At 64.1% G+C, this 16,780-nt stretch carries 16 protein-coding genes and 1 other RNA gene; 4 read left to right on the top strand and 13 right to left on the bottom strand.

Annotation, left to right across the window (positions count from 1 at the left end):
• Window position 1 precedes the first annotated feature (1 nt).
• From mraY to rsmH, 6 genes are all read right to left on the bottom strand, one after another.
• Window positions 2-1,108 (bottom strand): phospho-N-acetylmuramoyl-pentapeptide-transferase, encoded by a 1,107-nt coding sequence (gene mraY, locus V1277_RS22095; protein WP_057847013.1) that lies wholly within the window; start codon window positions 1,106-1,108, stop codon window positions 2-4.
• Window positions 1,109-1,292: 184 nt separating this feature from the next.
• On the bottom strand, window positions 1,293-2,675 hold the full coding sequence (locus tag V1277_RS22090) for a UDP-N-acetylmuramoyl-tripeptide--D-alanyl-D-alanine ligase (protein WP_334418093.1): 1,383 nt from the start codon (window positions 2,673-2,675) through the stop codon (window positions 1,293-1,295).
• The gene (locus tag V1277_RS22085; protein WP_334418092.1) at window positions 2,672-4,129 is read right to left on the bottom strand and encodes a UDP-N-acetylmuramoyl-L-alanyl-D-glutamate--2,6-diaminopimelate ligase; all 1,458 of its coding nucleotides are present in this window, start codon (window positions 4,127-4,129) and stop codon (window positions 2,672-2,674) included. The genes V1277_RS22090 and V1277_RS22085 overlap by 4 nt, the downstream gene beginning before the upstream one ends.
• A gap of 139 nt (window positions 4,130-4,268) precedes the next feature.
• Window positions 4,269-6,023, bottom strand: coding sequence for a peptidoglycan D,D-transpeptidase FtsI family protein (locus tag V1277_RS22080; protein ID WP_334369916.1), 1,755 nt, complete (start codon window positions 6,021-6,023; stop codon window positions 4,269-4,271).
• Window positions 6,020-6,412 carry a cell division protein FtsL gene (gene ftsL / locus V1277_RS22075; protein ID WP_057847016.1) on the bottom strand — a complete coding sequence of 131 codons (393 nt, stop codon included), beginning with the start codon at window positions 6,410-6,412 and terminating at the stop codon, window positions 6,020-6,022. Before ftsL ends, V1277_RS22080 begins: the two co-directional genes overlap by 4 nt.
• A 3-nt stretch (window positions 6,413-6,415) precedes the next feature.
• Entirely contained in the window at window positions 6,416-7,411 is a 996-nt protein-coding gene (gene rsmH / locus V1277_RS22070; protein ID WP_334418091.1) for a 16S rRNA (cytosine(1402)-N(4))-methyltransferase RsmH, read from the bottom strand.
• A 464-nt stretch (window positions 7,412-7,875) separates the two neighbouring features.
• On the opposite strand from rsmH, the gene V1277_RS22065 reads away from it, so the two are divergent.
• Window positions 7,876-8,742 (top strand): N-acetylmuramoyl-L-alanine amidase, encoded by an 867-nt coding sequence (locus tag V1277_RS22065; RefSeq protein WP_334418090.1) that lies wholly within the window; start codon window positions 7,876-7,878, stop codon window positions 8,740-8,742.
• A gap of 104 nt (window positions 8,743-8,846) precedes the next feature.
• On the opposite strand, the gene V1277_RS22060 is transcribed toward V1277_RS22065, so the two are convergent.
• From V1277_RS22060 to V1277_RS22050, 3 genes are all read right to left on the bottom strand, one after another.
• Window positions 8,847-10,100 (bottom strand): RNA polymerase sigma factor, encoded by a 1,254-nt coding sequence (locus tag V1277_RS22060; protein WP_334418089.1) that lies wholly within the window; start codon window positions 10,098-10,100, stop codon window positions 8,847-8,849.
• 120 nt (window positions 10,101-10,220) lie between these two features.
• Entirely contained in the window at window positions 10,221-10,571 is a 351-nt protein-coding gene (locus tag V1277_RS22055) for a YciI family protein (protein ID WP_334418088.1), read from the bottom strand.
• 125 nt (window positions 10,572-10,696) lie between these two features.
• Window positions 10,697-11,128, bottom strand: a complete 432-nt coding sequence (locus V1277_RS22050; RefSeq protein ID WP_334418087.1) for a PAS domain S-box protein — start codon at window positions 11,126-11,128, stop codon at window positions 10,697-10,699.
• A 133-nt stretch (window positions 11,129-11,261) separates the two neighbouring features.
• Between V1277_RS22050 and rnpB the strand changes: the two genes are divergently transcribed.
• An RNA gene (gene rnpB / locus V1277_RS22045) (RNase P RNA component class A) lies at window positions 11,262-11,684 on the top strand.
• 133 nt (window positions 11,685-11,817) lie between these two features.
• On the opposite strand, the gene V1277_RS22040 is transcribed toward rnpB, so the two are convergent.
• The 3 genes from V1277_RS22040 to V1277_RS22030 all read right to left on the bottom strand — a co-directional run bounded on the left by V1277_RS22040 (window position 11,818) and on the right by V1277_RS22030 (window position 14,432).
• A complete protein-coding gene (locus V1277_RS22040) occupies window positions 11,818-12,546 on the bottom strand; it encodes an alpha/beta hydrolase (RefSeq protein ID WP_334418085.1) in 729 nt (242 codons plus the stop codon).
• A 100-nt stretch (window positions 12,547-12,646) separates the two neighbouring features.
• Window positions 12,647-13,612 carry an AraC family transcriptional regulator gene (locus tag V1277_RS22035; RefSeq protein ID WP_334418084.1) on the bottom strand — a complete coding sequence of 322 codons (966 nt, stop codon included), beginning with the start codon at window positions 13,610-13,612 and terminating at the stop codon, window positions 12,647-12,649.
• A gap of 103 nt (window positions 13,613-13,715) precedes the next feature.
• Window positions 13,716-14,432 carry an alpha/beta fold hydrolase gene (locus V1277_RS22030; RefSeq protein ID WP_334418083.1) on the bottom strand — a complete coding sequence of 239 codons (717 nt, stop codon included), beginning with the start codon at window positions 14,430-14,432 and terminating at the stop codon, window positions 13,716-13,718.
• Window positions 14,433-14,620: 188 nt separating this feature from the next.
• Here V1277_RS22030 and V1277_RS22025 point away from each other — a divergent pair, with 188 nt between their 5' ends.
• Together V1277_RS22025 and V1277_RS22020 are read left to right on the top strand one after the other, a co-directional pair.
• Window positions 14,621-15,364, top strand: a complete 744-nt coding sequence (locus V1277_RS22025; protein ID WP_334418082.1) for a sulfite exporter TauE/SafE family protein — start codon at window positions 14,621-14,623, stop codon at window positions 15,362-15,364.
• 72 nt (window positions 15,365-15,436) lie between these two features.
• The gene (locus tag V1277_RS22020) at window positions 15,437-16,369 is read left to right on the top strand and encodes a DMT family transporter (RefSeq protein ID WP_334418081.1); all 933 of its coding nucleotides are present in this window, start codon (window positions 15,437-15,439) and stop codon (window positions 16,367-16,369) included.
• Here V1277_RS22020 and V1277_RS22015 read toward each other — a convergent pair.
• Window positions 16,351-16,779, bottom strand: coding sequence for a hypothetical protein (locus V1277_RS22015; protein ID WP_334418080.1), 429 nt, complete (start codon window positions 16,777-16,779; stop codon window positions 16,351-16,353). The two genes, V1277_RS22020 and V1277_RS22015, sit on opposite strands and share 19 nt — an antisense overlap.
• Window position 16,780 lies beyond the last annotated feature (1 nt).

Raw genomic sequence — 16,780 nt, 5'->3', positions numbered from 1 at the left:
ATCACCGCAGCTTCAGCGTGGAGAGGCCGGCGAGCGCCAGCATCACCGAGATGATCCAAAACCGGATCACGATCTGCGGCTCGGTCCAGCCCTTCTGCTCGAAATGGTGATGCAGCGGCGCCATCCGGAACACGCGTTTTCCGGTCAGCTTGAACGAGGCCACCTGCACGATCACGGAGACGGCTTCCAGCACGAATAATCCGCCGATCACGGCGAGCACGATCTCATGCTTCACCGCCACCGCCGTGGCGCCGAGCATGCCGCCGAGCGCGAGCGAACCGGTATCGCCCATGAAGATCGAGGCCGGCGGCGCGTTGAACCAGAGGAAGCCGAGGCCTGCGCCAAGCACCGCGCCGCACAGCACCGCGAGTTCGCCGGTGCCGGCGACGTAGCGGATCTGCAGATAATCGGAGAACACCGCATTGCCGGTCAGATACGAGATCATGCCGAAACTGGCGGCGGCGATCATGACAGGCACGATCGCAAGCCCGTCGAGACCGTCGGTCAGGTTCACCGCGTTGCCGGCGCCGACGATGACGAAGGCGCCGAAGATCACGAAGAACCAGCCGAAATTGATCACGACGTCCTTCAGGAAGGGCACCGCCAGCGACGTCGACGTCGCATCGCGGCCGAGCCGCACCAGCGCGTAGCAGGCCGCGAGCGCAATCACCGCTTCGATCAAAAGCCGCAGCTTGCCGGCAAAGCCGCTATGGCTCTGTTTGGTCACCTTCAGATAGTCGTCGTAAAATCCGACGAAGCCGAAGCCGAGCGTCACCGCGAGCACGATCCAGACATAGGGGTTGAGCGGATTGGCCCACAGCAGCGTCGCCACCACGAGGCCCGACAGGATCATCAGCCCGCCCATCGTCGGCGTGCCCTTCTTGGAGATCAGATGCGATTGCGGGCCGTCGGTGCGGATCGGCTGGCCCTTGCCCTGCCTGAGCCGCAAGTGATCGATGATCCAGGGCCCGAACAGGAAGACGAACAGCGCGCCTGTCACCATCGCCCCGCCGGTGCGGAAGGTGATGTAGCGAAACACGTTGAAGAAGCCGCGGAAGATGCCAAAACCGGGAACAGTATTGGAAAGCTCGATCAGCCAGTAAAACATTCAGGTAGGCCCTATCACGCGACTTGGTTGCGCCGCCTTTGGCGGCAAGCGCTCCGGGAACGCGTTCGTTCCGGGAACGCCTTGATAATCGTTTTCATCCTCAAACCAAGCAAATCTTGGTCATGCATGGGGTATTGACGAATCGCCTCTCGCCAAAGCAACGGGCACGCCGGGTGCGGCCAGCTTACGCCTTTGCCTGCAAGGCGGCCAGCAGCCGGGGCACAAACTTGTTCACCCAGAACATTTTTTTGCTGCCCTTGACCACCACGACGTCCCCGTCCCGCAGCAATGCGGCGATTTGTTGGGGATCGAGCGTCGCCGGGTCTTCGTGCCAGCCGAGCGCCCGCTCCGCCGGCACGAGGTCGTACAGATGGCGCATCAACGGGCCGACGCAGTAGATGCCGTCGAGGCCCGGCAGGTCCTTCGCGAGTTTTGTGTGATAGGCCGGCGCATCAGCGCCCAATTCCAGCATGTCGCCGAGAATGGCGATACGCCGGCCTGATGTCACCGGCCGCGCCTTAAGGCTGCCGAGCGCGGCCACCATGCTGGCCGGGTTACCGTTGAAACTGTCGTCGATCACGGTCACGCCGTGGGCGGCCTGCTCCACGCCGCGGCCGGTCATGATGCCGACATCGTCGAGTTCCTTCGCCAGCGCCGCCGGATCGAGCCCCGCAGCGTGGATCGACGCCAGCGCGGCCAACGCGTTCTGCAGACGATGCGGCGCGCCGGGCGTCAGGCCGAATTCGATCCGGCTGCCGTTGACCTGCGCGGCGACGTCCCAGCTCTCGCCCCGGGCGGTATGCCTCAATGCGTGAATATCCGAACCTTCACCGAAGCGGATCACCTTGCCGTTCCATTCCGGCGTAAGGACATCATCAGGCAATACGAGCACGCCATCTTTCGGCAAGCCCTGCGCGATGCTCACCTTCTCACGCCGGATCGCCTCCAGGCTGCCGAGCTTTTCCAGATGCACCGGCTGCACGTTCACCACCAGCGCCACCGTCGGCTTTGTCAGCTCGCTCAGCCGCGCGATCTCGCCGGTCTGGTTCATGCCCATCTCGACCACCCACACGCTCGCTTGCGGGCTGGCATTGCACAGCGTCAGCGGCACGCCCCAGAAATTATTGAAACTACTTGGGCTCGCGTAGGCGGCAGGATAGGCGGCGAGGAATTCCTTGGTGCTGGTCTTGCCGGCGCTACCGGTGAGCCCGATCACCGGGCCGGCAAAGCGCGCCCGCGCCGCGCGCGCCAGCGCCCACAAGCCATCGATCAGCGTATCCTTGACGATCAACTGCGGAACGCGGACGCCGTCGATGGCGTGCGGAACGATCATCGCCACCGCGCCGGACGCCTCGGCCTGGCCGGCGAATTCCCAGCCGTCGCGGGCGCTGGCAAAACTGGAGATGAAGCCGCCGCTCGGCGTGCCGCTCAACGCCACGAACAGGCTTCCGGGCTTCACCAACCGGCTGTCCTGCGTGACGAAATCAATCGGCGTGTCCGGATAATCGCCCGACAGCCCCAGCGCGCGCGCAATCTCGGCAATCGTCCACAATGGCGTCGCGCTCATGCCATCCTCGCTGCGAGCGCGGCCGCTACCGCCTCATGATCGCTGAACGGCAAGACCTTGTCGCCGACGATCTGGCCGGTCTCGTGACCCTTGCCGGCGATCAGCAATGCATCGCCAGACTGCAGCGCCGCGATCCCTGCCCGGATCGCCTCCGCGCGATCGCCGATTTCAGTTGCGCCCTTCGCCGCGGCCAGAATGGCGGCGCGGATCGCAGCCGGATTTTCGCTGCGCGGATTATCGTCGGTAACAATGACCTGATCGGCATTCTTGGCCGCAATCGCGCCCATGATCGGGCGCTTGCCGGCGTCGCGGTCGCCGCCGGCGCCGAAGATCACGACAAGCTTGCGCTTCGCGTAGGGTCGCAGCGCCTGCAGCGCCTTGGCCAGCGCATCCGGCTTGTGCGCGTAATCGACGAAGATCGGCGCGCCATTGTGCTCGCCGACCCGCTCCAGCCGGCCCTTGGCGCCTTCGAGATGTTCAAGCGCTGCCAGCACCGCATCCGGCTCGCTGCCGGTGCCGATCGCGAGCCCCGCGGCAACCAGCGCATTCTCGATCTGGAATTCGCCGACCAGCGGCAGCTTGACCGTGTAGTTGCGCCCGCGATGTTCGAGCGCGAGATCCTGCGCAAATCCTTCGACGGTGACGCCAACGAGGCGGATGCCTTCACCGGCACCATCGGCATTGCCGCCGACGGCGATGATCCGCAAACCCCGCGCCTGCGCCGCCTCGATCACTTGCTGCGAACAATCATGATCGGCCGAAATCACGGCCGCGCCATCAGGCGCGACAAGATCGCGGAACAGCCGCAGCTTGGCCGCGAGGTAATGCGCCTCGTCCGGATGATAATCCATGTGGTCGCGCGAGAGATTGGTGAAGCCGCCGGCGGCAATGCGGACGCCGTCGAGCCGGAACTGATCGAGCCCGTGCGAGGAGGCTTCGAAAGCCAGATGCGTCACGCCATCGCCCGCGATCTCATCGAGTTGCCTGTGAAGCGCGATCGGATCCGGCGTCGTCAGCGAGCCGTAGACCGTGCGCTTTTGCGACACCAGACCGATGGTGCCGATGCTGGCGGAAGCGTGGCCGAGCCGTTCCCAGATCTGGCGCGTGAATGCCGCGACCGAGGTCTTGCCGCTGGTGCCGGTCACCGCCGCAATGGTTGCGGGCTGACGGGGATAAAATCGCGCCGCCGCCAGCGCCAGCGCGCGGCGCGGATTTGGCGTGACGACGAAGGGAACGCGGGCGTCCGCAGAGACACGCTCGCCGGCTACCGCAACTGCGCCCGCCTTGACCGCGGAATCAATGAAGCGCGCGCCGTCGGTTTTGGTCCCCGCGAGCGCGAAGAACAGATCACCGGGCTTCACCGCGCGGCTGTCGGCGCTAAGGCCTTTCACATCGACAGCTTCCGCGTGCGGCTCGATCGCAGCGTCATCGCTGAAGAGGTCGCGAAGTTTCATCTTGTTCCAGTCCGGCCCCGGCGCAGTTTGGCGCACGTGGATCATGATCCGATTTGGATCATGATCTATCTCTATTTTGGGAGCATAATCTTGTCGGAAAACCGGTCTCCACTTTTCCGGATCATGCTCCTCCTACGCCTTACTGGGTTGTCTTTGATGCTGCAAGAATAAGGCGGTCGGACGGCGGCAGGTCGAAGCGCGGCTCAATGCCCAGCAGCGGGCCGATGCGGGCAATCACCTTGCCGCCGGTCGGCACCGCGTTCCAGCCCGAGGTGATGAAGCCATGGGTTTCCGGCAGCGCCTTCGGCTCGTCCAGCATGACCAGCAACTGATACTGCGGATTGTCGGCCGGGATGATCGCAGTGAAGGAGTTGAGCACCTGTTTCTTGGAATAGCGGCCGTTGACCACCTTTTCCGAGGTACCCGTCTTGCCGCCGATATAGTAGCCCTTCACGTCGGCCTTCTTGGCGGTTCCGATCTCGGCGTTCAGCCGCATCAGATAGCGCATCTTCTCGGAGGTTTCGGTTCGGAGCACCTTCTTGCCGATCGCCCGCGCCTCCTCTTCCGACCGCTTGAGGAAGGTCGGGGGAATCAAAAGACCGCCATTGATGCAGGCATTGATGCCCATCACCGCCTGCAACGGCGCAACCGCGATGCCATGGCCGAACGAAGCCGTGATGGTGTTGAGCTCGGTCCAGCGCTTCGGCACGATTGGCGAAGCGCTTTCAGGTAACTCGGTGCGCAGCCGGTCCATCTGGCCGAGCTTTTTCAGGAATGCCTTGTGTGCCTCCACGCCTTGCGCCAGCGCGATCTTGGCCGCGCCGACGTTGGAGGAGAAGGTGAACACTTCCGACAGCGTGATCGCGCGGCCGACCGGATGGGTGTCGTGAATGGTGAACTTGCCGAACTTCAGCGTCCCGCGCCCGTCATAGAGCGTGTTGAGGTTGGCCTTGCCGGAATCCAGCGCCATCGCCAGTGTCAGCGCCTTGAAGGTCGAGCCCATTTCGAACACGCCCGTGGTCAGGCGGTTGATGCGCTCGGGGTCGTGCGCCTCTTTCGGATTGTTCGGATCGAAATCCGGCAGCGACACCAGGGCTACGATCTCGCCGGTCCTGACATTGGAGACGAGGCCGGAAGCTGCCTTGGCCTTGTACTTCTCTTTCGCCTTCAACAATTCGTCGCGCAGCGCGTGTTCGACGCGCAGGTCGATCGACAGTTCCACCGGCTTTTGCAGCCGATCGGTGGCGAAGCCGGCGCGGTGCAGGTCGGCCAGACCGTTATTGTCCAGCCACTTCTCCATCCCGGCGATGCCCGCGTTGTCGATGTTGACGAGGCCGATCAGATGCGCGACCGCGGCGCCGGTCGGATAGACGCGCTTGTTCTCGCGCAGGAAGCCGATGCCGGGAATGCCGAGCTTGTGAATGTCGTGCTGCTGTTTGGGCGTGATTTCGCGCTTCAGCCAGACAAAGCCCTTGCGCGACGACAGGCGCGTGCGTGCCTCTGCCGTATCGAGGTCCGGCAGCGCCGCGGTCAAGAGTTCGATCGCCTCGTCCTTGTCGATGATGCGCCTGGGCTCGCCGAACAGGCTCGGCGCCTTGACGTCGGTCGCCAGCACCTCGCCGTTGCGGTCGACGATGTCGGGCCGCGCGGTCGCAATCGCGTCCTGCGAGGCGGTACGGCGGGCGCCGTGGCTGTCGGCGCCGACGGCGAACATCACCAGACGTCCGGCCAGCACCGCATAGATTGCCGCAAACAGCAGGATCGCAAGGCCCACGCGCGCCCGCGCCTTGACGGCGCGGTCGACATTGCGCCCATAGAGCAGGCTGCGGATCAGCCGCCGCCGCCACGGTTCCGCGGGCTTTCGCGCCATCTTTGTCAGCGCACGGCCGGTCATTGCTGATCTCCCGGTGCGGGCACGGAGCCGGTTGTGGGCGGCGCCTCGGCGGCAGCCTCGATAGTGTTGATCATCGCGCCGATCGGATCGGGAGCGCCCGGCCGCGCAAAAGCCGGTGGCCGTTCCGGCAAATTCTTCAACTGGTCATATTGCGTGGCGACCAACGGCTTCAGGCTGAGATGGCGCTCGGCAAGTCCCTGCAGCCGCAGCGGCGCATCGAGCTTGGCCCATTCCGCGCGCAGCGCCGCAATCGCGTCGCGCTGCTCGCGTATCTCGGCGTTGAGCCGCAGCACGCGCTCGACGCGGGCGGTCGATTCCATCTTGATCCGGTAGACATAGGCAGCCGCGAACACCAGCACGCCGATGACGAGGAAGTGGATGATCCGCATCGATCAGCCTCCCCTCATCACGTCGGCAAGCGTAGGCCACGCCGGCAGGCGGCCGGCCGGATGCGCCGGCGCCGCGGTGCGCTCGGCGGCGCGCAGTTTTGCCGAACGCGCGCGCGGATTGGCGGCAAGCTCGGCTTCACCGGGGGTGACCGGACGCTTCGTCAGAATCTGAAAGCTCGGCGCCGCCTGCGCCACTTCGGGCAAATGCCGCGAACCGCCGCCAGCCTTGCCGCGCGCGTTGAGGAAATCCTTGACGATGCGGTCTTCCAGCGAATGGAACGAGACGACCGCCAACCGCCCGCCGGGTTTCAGCACGCGCTCGGCCGCAGCCAGCGCCAGATGCAGCTCGTCGAGCTCGGCGTTGACGAAGATCCGCAAGCCCTGGAACGTCCGCGTCGCCGGATGAATCTCGTTGGGCTTTGAGCGAACCACCTTGCCGACGATATCGGCCAGCGCCTGCGTGGTCGTAATCGGCGCCTCTTTCCGCGCCGCCACGATGGCGCGCGCCACCGCGCGGGAATAGCGCTCTTCACCGAAGATATAGATGATGTTGGCGAGGTCGCTCTCGGAGGCCTTCGCCACCACATCGGCCGCCGTCGGGCCGTCATGCCCCATCCGCATGTCGAGCGGGCCGCCGAGCCGGAACGAGAAGCCGCGCTCGGCCTGATCGAGCTGCATCGAGGAAACGCCGACGTCCATCACGACGCCGTCCACGAGAGGCGCGCCTTGCGCCGCGCAGATTTCGGCAAGATTGGAGAATCGGTCCTCGACCAGGGTCAGCCGACCGCCGGACTGCTCGACCAGATCGAACCCGCCGGCAACCGCCGACCGGTCGCGGTCGATGCCGATGACCTGAGTTCCCGGGATCTCGAGAATCGCGCGGCTGTAGCCGCCGGCGCCGAAGGTCGCGTCGACATAGATGCCGCCGTCCCTGGGATCGAGCATCTCGACCGCCTCGCGGCCGAGCACCGAGATGTGGCGCGGCGCAACCGGACTCATGCGCCGTCCTCTGGCGTTTTCCAGTCTGTGGTACGAAAACTGGACGCGAACGGGCCCATTGCGCCTCAAATCTCTGCGCTTCGCCGGGCTTTTCCGGCCAAATGGCCGCGAACAGGCGGGATGGCCGCCTCTCGCCCGGCCCCGCGACCCCTCATTTCCCGACGGAATTTGCTGGGTTGCCATGGCATTTCGAGCGTGAAAGAGGGCCTCGGCCGTCCCCAACCCGGTTCGGCTATTCACCACTTAGTAACGGCACTTAGCGTTAAGAAAGCGTTGATGGTCGGCCGCGGGTTTTCCACGCTTTTGAGACACCGAAAAATGGTGATACGCCTCGCCCACACTCGGTCAAAATACGAGAGGGAACTCGGCCGCCGCATTGCGCGGGCACGCGGTAAATGAATAGTAAACGATATTGCCGTTTGAACACGATGTTGCCGCTCTGCCGCCCGGTTTGGGTTTAAAAAATGGCTTCTGGTTCGTTCACATCTGCTGGTATTGATTCGAGGCGTCAACGCGCCCTTCCCGTTCCCAGGGCCAACGCCGACATGAAGACCTTTACCCCGGATTCCTCGATCGCATCCGACGTCATCCCGTCGCCGAACTATGGCGACCGCAACAACGGCCGCGTCGCCGATATGATCCTGCTGCACTACACCGGCATGCCGGATGTGGAAGGCGCGATCGCCCAGCTCTGCACCCCCGGCACCGACGTTTCAGCCCATTACATCGTGCTGGAGGACGGCCGCATCGTGCAATGCGTGCCGGAAGCCAACCGCGCCTGGCACGCCGGCGTATCCTCTTGGGCCGGCGAGGAAGACATCAATTCCTGCTCGATCGGCGTCGAGATCATCAACCGCGGCCACGACTGGGGCTATCCGGATTTCCCATCGCGCCAGATCGCCGCCGTGATCGCGCTGTGCCGCGGCATCATGCTCCGCCGCAAGATACCTGCCCATCGCGTGCTCGCACATTCCGACGTCGCGCCGGCGCGCAAGAAAGACCCCGGCGAGAAATTCCCGTGGCACTTGCTGGCGAATTCCGGCGTCGGCCATTGGGTGCAGCCGGCGCCGATCGTGCGCGGCGAAACGCTCAAGCTCGGCAGCATCTCAGACGGCGTCGCCAACATGCAGGCAGCGCTCGCCAAATACGGCTACAACATCCCGACCCACGGCAAGTTCGACGGCCCGACCATGGAAGTAGTCACCGCGTTCCAGCGTCACTTCCGCCCCGCGCGCGTCGACGGCATCGCCGATCACTCGACCATGAGCACGCTGCATGCGCTATTGGCGAGCCTGCCGGCGGAGGCGATGACGACGGTGGCGGCGAGGTAACTCACCGGTACTTCCATCGTCATTGCGAGGAGCGAAGCGACGAAGCAATCCATCTCTCCAGACGTGCGGAAAGATGGATTGCTTCGCTGCGCTCGCAATGACGGTTAGAGTCCGCCCGCGCTTGCCTCCATCTCCGCTATCCTTCGCGCATACAGCCTTCGCAGCGGCTCCAACTGCGTCGCAACCGTCGCCTCCTGATACGCTTCCCGCGCGGCGTCGTGCCGCCCAAGCCTGCGCAGCAAATCAGCGCGGACGGCCGGCAGCAACTCATAACTCTTCAGCCCACCGCGCGCCGCCAGCGCATCGACCAGATCGAGCGCCCGCGCCGGTCCATCGACCATCGACACCGCAGCGGCGTGATTGAGTTCGATCACCGGCGACGGGCTGATCCGAAGCAGCACCTCGTAGAGCCCGGCGATCTGCCGCCAGTCGGTGTCTTCGTAACTGGGCGCACGCGCATGCAGCGCGGCGATCGCCGCCTGCACCGCGTAGGATTGCGGCCGGCCCGGTATCCGCAATGCCTCTTCCACAAGAAGCAAGCCTTCCGAAATCTGTGCACGATCCCATAGCGTGCGGTCTTGTTCCTCCAGCAGCACGATGTCGCCGCCTGCGGTCTCGCGGCCGGCGCGCCGCGCATCATGCAGCAGCATCAGGGCGAGCAGGCCCTTGATCTCGCCACGCCCAGGTATCAACGCATCGAGCAGCCGCGCCAGCCGAATCGCTTCGCGCGCGAGATCCGGCCGCATCAGGCCTTCCCCTGACGTGGCCGCGTATCCCTCGGTGAAGACGAGATAGACCACCGCGAGCACGCCGCGCAGCCGGGGCTCCAGTGCTTCGCGTTCCGGCACCTCATAGGGAATGCCGGCAAGACGGATTTTTTGCTTGGCCCGCAGCAGGCGTTGCGCCATCGCATCTTCGCTGGCGAGAAAGGCGCGCGCGACCTGCGCCGTCGTGAGCCCGCATACGGTGCGCAGCGTCAGCGCGACCTGTACCTCGGCGGCAAAGGAGGGGTGACAGCACGTGAAAATCAGCCGCAGCATGTCGTCGTCAAGCGCGCTGTCGGCGTCCTCGCATGGCTCGGATGCGTTGAGCAGCAGTTCGTGCGTCAGCTCCTGCTGCTTGCCGCTGAACGCGATGTTGCGTCTGATACGATCGACCGCCTTGTTGCGGCCGACATTGACCAGCCAGGCACGTGGATTGGACGGCAGGCCCGCGGCCGGCCAGCGTTCCAGCGCCACCGCGAACGCGTCCTGCAAGGCATCCTCGGCCAGATCGAAATCGCCGACGAGACGGATCAGCGTGGCCAGCGCCCGCCCCGTCTCGTCGCGGAATGTTTTTTCGATTTCGGTGGGTGTCATAAGGTGCCCAACGTCGTCATTCCGGGGCGATGCGAAGCATCGAACTCCGATGCGCAATTGCGCATCGGAGAATCTCGAGATTCCGGGTTCGCTTCGCGCCCCGGAATGACGGCTTCGCCGTCAATCATAGACCATGATCGGCCTGACCTCGATCGAACCCGTCTTGGCGCCGGGAATCCGGGCGGCGATGCCAAGTGCGGTGTCGAGATCCTTGGCTTCGACCAGATAATAGCCGCCGAGCTGTTCGCGCGTCTCTGCGAACGGACCGTCCGTCGTCATGACCTTGCCGTCGCGGACCCGGACGGTGGTTGCCGTCGTTGACGGCTGCAAGCCGTCGCCGGCCTTGAAATGGCCGCTCTGGATGATGGATTGGGTGAACGCCCCGTATTCCGCCGTCGTCTGCTTGCGCGCCGCGGCGTCCATTTTTCCAAGCTCGGCCTCGCTCCGATAGATCATCAACAAATACTGCATCTTGAATACTCCTCTTGATCGGCTGGATCGCCGACACCCAGTCGAACGGGCCGCTCGGAAAACGACATCGCCATCATAATTATTTTGGGCCGAAGCCGGGCCGCCGGAATCTGCGCAGGAAGTATTCAGGAACGACCGCCGGCCTCGGCGAGCCGCCGCTTCAATTCCCTCACCTCCGCAAAGCGCTTCGTTACGTCGCGCATCACCGCCACGGTGCCCGCGACCTCCTGCGCTTCGCTTCGCAACAGGACGATGGTGAACTCGACCGAGATCCGCCGGCCGTCCTTGGTCAGGCCGGGCACCGACAACAAATCGCCGTGCCCGTAGCGGCTCGTTCCCGTCTCCATGGTATGCCTAAAGCCGGCCCAGTGCCGCGCCCGCAAATTTTCAGGGATGATCAGGTCGAGCGACCGGCCGGTGGCTTCCGCAGCCGTGAAGCCGAATATCCGCTCCGCGCCAGGATTCCAGAACGTGATGCGTCCGTCGCGATCGGTCGCAATGATCGCGTCAGAAGCGCTGTGCAGCAGAGCTTCGCCAAGACCGGGAGGAATGTTCATCGCTCGCATCCAGAAATCGAACCGACCGGCATCAAATGCCGCGCTGTCGCGCATGTCAAAATCACGCTGACGGAACCGGATTAACCATCGCTATCCCTTGACGGCGCGGCCCCGAGCCCCCATTCGTAATGCGTCAGTCGGCCGGACGGCCGCTTCCGCTATGGTCGAAAGGCTGCGGGGGAGGAAAGTCCGGGCTCCATCGACATGCGGTGCCGGATAACGTCCGGCGGGGGTAACCCTAGGGAAAGTGCCACAGAGAACGAACCGCCCTCCTTCGCCTTCGGGCTTCGGAGGGTAAGGGTGAAAAGGTGCGGTAAGAGCGCACCGCGTCTCCGGCAACGGAAACGGCATGGCAAACCCCACCGGGAGCAAAACCGAATAGGGACGGCAACGCGGGCTGTTCGCGAAAGCGATAACGCCGCAGGGCTATGTCAGGCTCGCCGTCCGGGTAGGTTGCTCGAGGCCATGTGCGAACATGGTCCCAGAGGAATGGCCGTCACGTATCATTCGAAAGAATGGTGCCCTACAGAACCCGGCTTACAGGCTGGCTGATATCTCATAAGCGTTTTCGAGCGAAGTGGTCTTCCGGTTCGCGTAAAGAAAACGCGTCTTACTGAGGAAGAGAATGAGGGGCTCGGCGCGACCACGCCGGGCCCCTCGCCATTTTGTTTGACGTCGCGCAAACAATCTCAATCGCGCCCCGCCTCTCCGATCGCCTGCGCCAGCCGCGCCGGGTTGCTGAAGAACATTTCATGGCTGCCGTCGCATTCGACCAGCCGGAACAGGCCCAGCCGCTCCGACAAGCGCGGGTGCCATGGCAGGCCGTGCGGCAGGGCAATGTCCTGCCGGCAATTGACATAGGATTTGCCGATCGGCAGCTCTGCCAGTGGACGCTTCAGCGCGATCTTGTCGGTGAACGTCTTGTACGGATGCAGGTTGAGCCTGGCATAGGCCGACTTTGCCAGTTCGAGATCGGCATCGTTGATGAAGGCATCGCGCCAGATTTCGAACGGCAGCATAACAGCGTTGTTGTTGGCAGCGGCCACGGCATCGAACAGGCCGACATAGTGCGGCGGCACCATGTCGTTGAGACACTGCCCGTCCAGTGGAACGAAGGCGTTGACGTAGACGAGGCGCTTGATCCTGTCAGTCAGGCGGTCGGCAACGCCCGAGATCACCATCCCGCCATAGGAGTGGCCGACCAGGCGGATGTCGCGCAGATTGTTCGCCTCGATGTAAGTGACGATCGACGAGATCGCTTGCTCAAGCCCAGTCGTCTCGCGATCGTCGTCCTTGTTGTTGCCGATAACTGTCGGGCAATGTACGACGTGGCCGCTTTTGCGAAGATGTCCGGCCACCGCTTCCATTTCGGCGCCGGTGTGCCACGCGCCGTGAACCAAAACGTAAATGTCTGACATGCAGTCTCCCCCTGATTTTCTGGAAGTCAGACATTGATGGGGACGGCTATTCCCGGATGGCCGCATTCGGCCACCGCCATCGTCTGATTGCGCCAGGCCCTTACCGCTGCTGCCGGAACGCGCCCGGCGTCATGCCGAGGTATCTGCGGCATTGGCGGATGAAATGGGACGGATCGGAAAAGCCGACCCGCAGCCCGATTCCGCCGACGCTGATGCGATCGAAGCGCGGCTCGCTCAGCATCCGGCGCGCCGCCGTCATGCGGCAATCGTTGAGCAGCCCACTGAACGTCAGGCCCGCTCTGTTGAGACAGCGATGCAGGGTTCGTTCCGAGACACGCAGATGTGCGGCGACGGTCGCAGCCGTCAGTCCCGGTTCGGCGTAGCGCAGCCGGATGGCCTGGCCAATCTGGTCCAACAGCCTCGCGGCATCGCGCTGCTCGGAGGGCGCGGCCGGAATCTCGCTTCCGCATGCGAGCGCCAGCAGCGATCCAAGCTGGTCCGTCAGAACCTGGGCAGGCAAGGGCCGCTCGATCGCCAGTTGCGGCGTCAACTGGCATGCAAACGCGCTGAGCGCGGCGCCCCAGCCCGCGCGCCCATCGATACGCCGCCCGATGCGCCGCTCCGGATCGGTGATCCAGGATTCGACCCACGCGATCGGAAGCTCCAGCGACAGCGTGTTTGAAGTTACCAGAAAGTTGAACTCATAGCAGCGCCGGGAGTCCAGCAGCACGAGATCGCCGGGCTGCAGGCGCGACGCGTGGCCGTTCTGCATGGCGGTCCAGTCATTGTCGGTCTTGCACAGCAGGTAATAGTAGTTCGATGCACTGCGCGCGAGGCTGGCTTTCCTGCGGTAGACGTGCTGCGCCGAGCCCTCGACGTGGTTGATGCCGATCGTGTCGAGTTGCCCGCGCTGAATGGAGCAGTCGAAGCCCGACCGCACCGGCGTTGTGATATCCATTTCGAGAAAACATTCGCAGACGGCGCCGATCCAATAGTCCAGGCGCCGTTCCGGCTCGACCAGGCCGGTTGACCACGTCTCGATGACTGAAGTCGCTCTGGCCGCCATGGCCTGCCCTCCGCGATCGATGTCGACCACCGGTTTGCCAGCTTGTTGGGCGGATGGCGGAGAGTCAATCCGCCTGCGACATCCCATAGATGGGGTAACGGGCCTACGCCACGATCTTTTGCAACAACGCCATCAGGGCCTCCGGCGCGGTGACATTCGGCGAATGGCTGGCGTCGATCTCGTAATAGCTCCAGGCGGGGTCACCTTTTGTCATCCTGGCGAACGGTCCGAACGTATCGGCGGGCGTGATGCGGGTGGCGTAGATGTAGCTGCGCGGCAGGGTCAGCGCACCGCCCTGCAGCTTGAGCCTGGTCTCGAAACACTTGATCGGCATGTCGACACGGCGCGCGTTGAGCCATTCGACGTCCGCAGGCGACGTGTCCGGCGGCGTCGGGTTCGGCGGCACGCGCCAGCCATCACCGCTCTTCGAAAACTCCTGCATCCGCGCCCGCCCCGCCTCGTTCAAATCGAGCAGCGACTGGCCGTCCTGCGGCACGAAGGCGTCGATATAAATGAGCTGCTTGACCTTGTCGCGCGCCCGGTCGGCGACGCCGGTCGCGACCATGCCGCCATAGCTGTGGCCGATCAGCACGAAGTCGCGCAGGTCTTCATACCTGATGACGTGCAGCACGTCTTCGATATGCGAATTGAGATCGATCCCCGGATGCGCCAGATGCGCGCGCTCGCCGAGACCACTGTAGGTTGGCGTGACCAGGCGATGCCCGGCGGCCTGCATCAGCGGATGCATCTTCTTCCAGGCCCAGCCCGCCGACCACGCGCCGTGACAAACGAGGAAGGTTTTCGAAGAGGTCGAGCTCATTGGGGGCGTTCCACTAGGTTATTGTTGAAGGCGTCGATTGCGATAGTACCCGCCCGCCGCCTCGTGTAAACGTCGGCGCAAAATCGTAGCATCGTCATTCCGGGATGGTCCGAAGGACCAGACCCGGAATCTCGAGATCCCGGGTTCGCATCTTCGATGCGCCCCGGGATGACGGGGGAATATCAAGAGTGGAATTAGCCACCTACACCATCCTGCTTGCCGGCGCGCTCGCCGGCGGTTTTGTCTCCGGACTTTCCGGTTTCGGCACGGCGCTGATGGCGCTGGGAATCTGGCTCTACATCTTGCCGCCGGCCATTGCGGTGCCGCTGGTCCTGATCTGCTCGGTGAGCTCGCAGATCTCGACACTGCCGTCGATGTGGAAAGTTCTCGACTTCAAGCTGGCGTGGCCGTTCGTGGCCGGCGGTCTTGTCGGCATGCCGATCGGGGCGCTGCTGGTCGCGCGCGCCGACCCGCAAAACTTCAAGCTCAGCGTCGGCGTGATGCTGCTGGTATTTCCCACCGCACTCTATTTCATCCGCAAGCCGATGGCCTTCCGCTTCGGCGGCCGGCCGGCAGACGCAGCCATCGGATTTGCCGGCGGCATCCTCGGCGGCCTCGCCGGCCTGTCGGGCCCGCTGCCGACCTTGTGGGCCAGCATCCGCGGCTGGACCAAGGATCAACGCCGCGGCGTCTTCCAGATCTTCAACGGCAGCGTGCTCGGCGCCGCGCTCATTCTGCAGATCGCCAGCGGTTTCGTTAAATGGGATGTGTTCTGGCTGGCTATGCTGGCGCTGCCCGGCACGCTGATCGGCGCCCGTCTTGGCATGCGCACCTATCACGCCCTGAATGATCGAAACTTCTACGACGTCGTGCTGGCCCTGCTGTTTCTATCCGGGGTCGGATTGGTGTGGAGCAGCATTGCTCCGAGATAGGCGCGCATAGCCGCCATGTGCTCCGAGTAGATTGCTGTACGCTGACCTGCAAAGCGGCTAACCAATCGCGTCATGAGCTCCCCTGCTTCGCGCGAGCGCCTCGGCCTGTTGCTGGGCTTCATCGGCATGGCAATCTTCGGCGGCACGCTGCCGGCGACGCGGATCGCGGTTGCGGAAATTGATCCGATTGCACTGACCGCGCTGCGCACCGCGATCGCCGGGCTGTGCTCGCTGGTGCTCCTTCTCGTGTTGCGCCGTCCGCTGCCGCCCCGCGCGCTGTGGCTGCAACTGATCATTGCGATGCTTTGCGTCGCGATCCTGTTTCCGCTGTTGATGTCGATGGGCATGCAGAGGGTCGACGCCTCGCATGGCGGCGTGGTGCTCGGCGTGCTGCCGATCGCCACCGCGCTGGTCGCGGTCGCCATCACCCATGAGCGGCCGCGGCCGCTGTTCTGGATCGCTTCCGTGGCCGGAGCGGCGCTGGTGATCGCATTCGCATTGCGGCAAGGCGGCGGCGCGCTGGTCGCCGGTGATTTATTCCTGTTCGCATCAGTGGCCGTTGCCGCGATCGGCTACGCATTCTCCGGCCGGCTCACCTCGCAAATGCCGGGCTGGGAGGTCATAAGCTGGATTCTGGTGATTGCGCTGCCGCTATCGATCCCGGCCGCCGTGCTGACCATGCCCGCCGATATCACCCACATCGCGCTGAAACCCTGGCTCGGGCTGCTCTACGTCGCGCTGTTCTCGCAATGGATCGGGTTCTTCGCGTGGAATGCAGGGCTGGCGATGGGCGGCATCGCGCGGGTTTCGCAGATCCAGTTGCTGCAACCCTTCATCACCTTTGCGCTCGCGGCGTTCTTCAACGGCGAGACCATCACGCTGCAGATCCTGCTGTTCGCTGCCGCCGTCGTGGTGACGGTCGCCATTTCGACGCGCACGCGGGCCAAGCCGGCGCCCTCACCGCCGCAGCGAAATCGCGAGCCGCCTCAACTCGCGGCGTCCTGATCGGTCAGGACCGGATTATCCGCGATCAATTCGGCCCTAATCTTTTCGGACTGGATAGCGCGCAGCAGAACTCTCGCCGTTTTCAGATGGTTCGCCTTTACGGACAGGCGGATGATCTGGCTGACCGAGACATCGCGCATCGCGTCGTCGGACATTTTCTTGGCGATTTCGAGCCCGCATTTCATCGCCGCCTGATACCGCTCGCCTTCGGCGTTCCTCTGGCTTTCTGCCTTGGGACCGCGCAGCGTCGCCATCCTCTCGACGATGGCTGCGGCCGAGAGGCAGATCTCGCGAATCCTTTGCGCCGCCTCGATATCCCCCTCGGGCTGAGCTTCGATTTCCCAGACTTCCGGCGGCCGATCCTTGCGAAACCAGCGCATCGTGCGGGCCCTCTCGATGCCGGAAAACATA

The sequence above is a fragment of the Bradyrhizobium sp. AZCC 1588 genome, assembly GCF_036924735.1.
Taxonomy (GTDB): Bacteria; Pseudomonadota; Alphaproteobacteria; order Rhizobiales; family Xanthobacteraceae; genus Bradyrhizobium.
This window is presented reverse-complemented; position numbering and strand designations above follow the sequence as displayed.

Excerpts from the sequence above, each read along its gene's own strand:
- mraY (WP_057847013.1), bottom strand. The coding sequence starts at position 1,108 with ATGTTTTACTGGCTGATCGAGCTTTCCAATACTGTTCCCGGTTTTGGC.
- V1277_RS22090 (WP_334418093.1), bottom strand. The coding sequence starts at position 2,675 with ATGAGCGCGACGCCATTGTGGACGATTGCCGAGATTGCGCGCGCGCTG.
- V1277_RS22085 (WP_334418092.1), bottom strand. The coding sequence starts at position 4,129 with ATGAAACTTCGCGACCTCTTCAGCGATGACGCTGCGATCGAGCCGCAC.
- V1277_RS22080 (WP_334369916.1), bottom strand. The coding sequence starts at position 6,023 with ATGACCGGCCGTGCGCTGACAAAGATGGCGCGAAAGCCCGCGGAACCG.
- ftsL (WP_057847016.1), bottom strand. The coding sequence starts at position 6,412 with ATGCGGATCATCCACTTCCTCGTCATCGGCGTGCTGGTGTTCGCGGCT.
- rsmH (WP_334418091.1), bottom strand. The coding sequence starts at position 7,411 with ATGAGTCCGGTTGCGCCGCGCCACATCTCGGTGCTCGGCCGCGAGGCG.
- V1277_RS22065 (WP_334418090.1), top strand. The coding sequence starts at position 7,876 with ATGGCTTCTGGTTCGTTCACATCTGCTGGTATTGATTCGAGGCGTCAA.
- V1277_RS22060 (WP_334418089.1), bottom strand. The coding sequence starts at position 10,100 with ATGACACCCACCGAAATCGAAAAAACATTCCGCGACGAGACGGGGCGG.
- V1277_RS22055 (WP_334418088.1), bottom strand. The coding sequence starts at position 10,571 with ATGCAGTATTTGTTGATGATCTATCGGAGCGAGGCCGAGCTTGGAAAA.
- V1277_RS22050 (WP_334418087.1), bottom strand. The coding sequence starts at position 11,128 with ATGAACATTCCTCCCGGTCTTGGCGAAGCTCTGCTGCACAGCGCTTCT.
- V1277_RS22040 (WP_334418085.1), bottom strand. The coding sequence starts at position 12,546 with ATGTCAGACATTTACGTTTTGGTTCACGGCGCGTGGCACACCGGCGCC.
- V1277_RS22035 (WP_334418084.1), bottom strand. The coding sequence starts at position 13,612 with ATGGCGGCCAGAGCGACTTCAGTCATCGAGACGTGGTCAACCGGCCTG.
- V1277_RS22030 (WP_334418083.1), bottom strand. The coding sequence starts at position 14,432 with ATGAGCTCGACCTCTTCGAAAACCTTCCTCGTTTGTCACGGCGCGTGG.
- V1277_RS22020 (WP_334418081.1), top strand. The coding sequence starts at position 15,437 with ATGAGCTCCCCTGCTTCGCGCGAGCGCCTCGGCCTGTTGCTGGGCTTC.
- V1277_RS22015 (WP_334418080.1), bottom strand. The coding sequence starts at position 16,779 with ATGTTTTCCGGCATCGAGAGGGCCCGCACGATGCGCTGGTTTCGCAAG.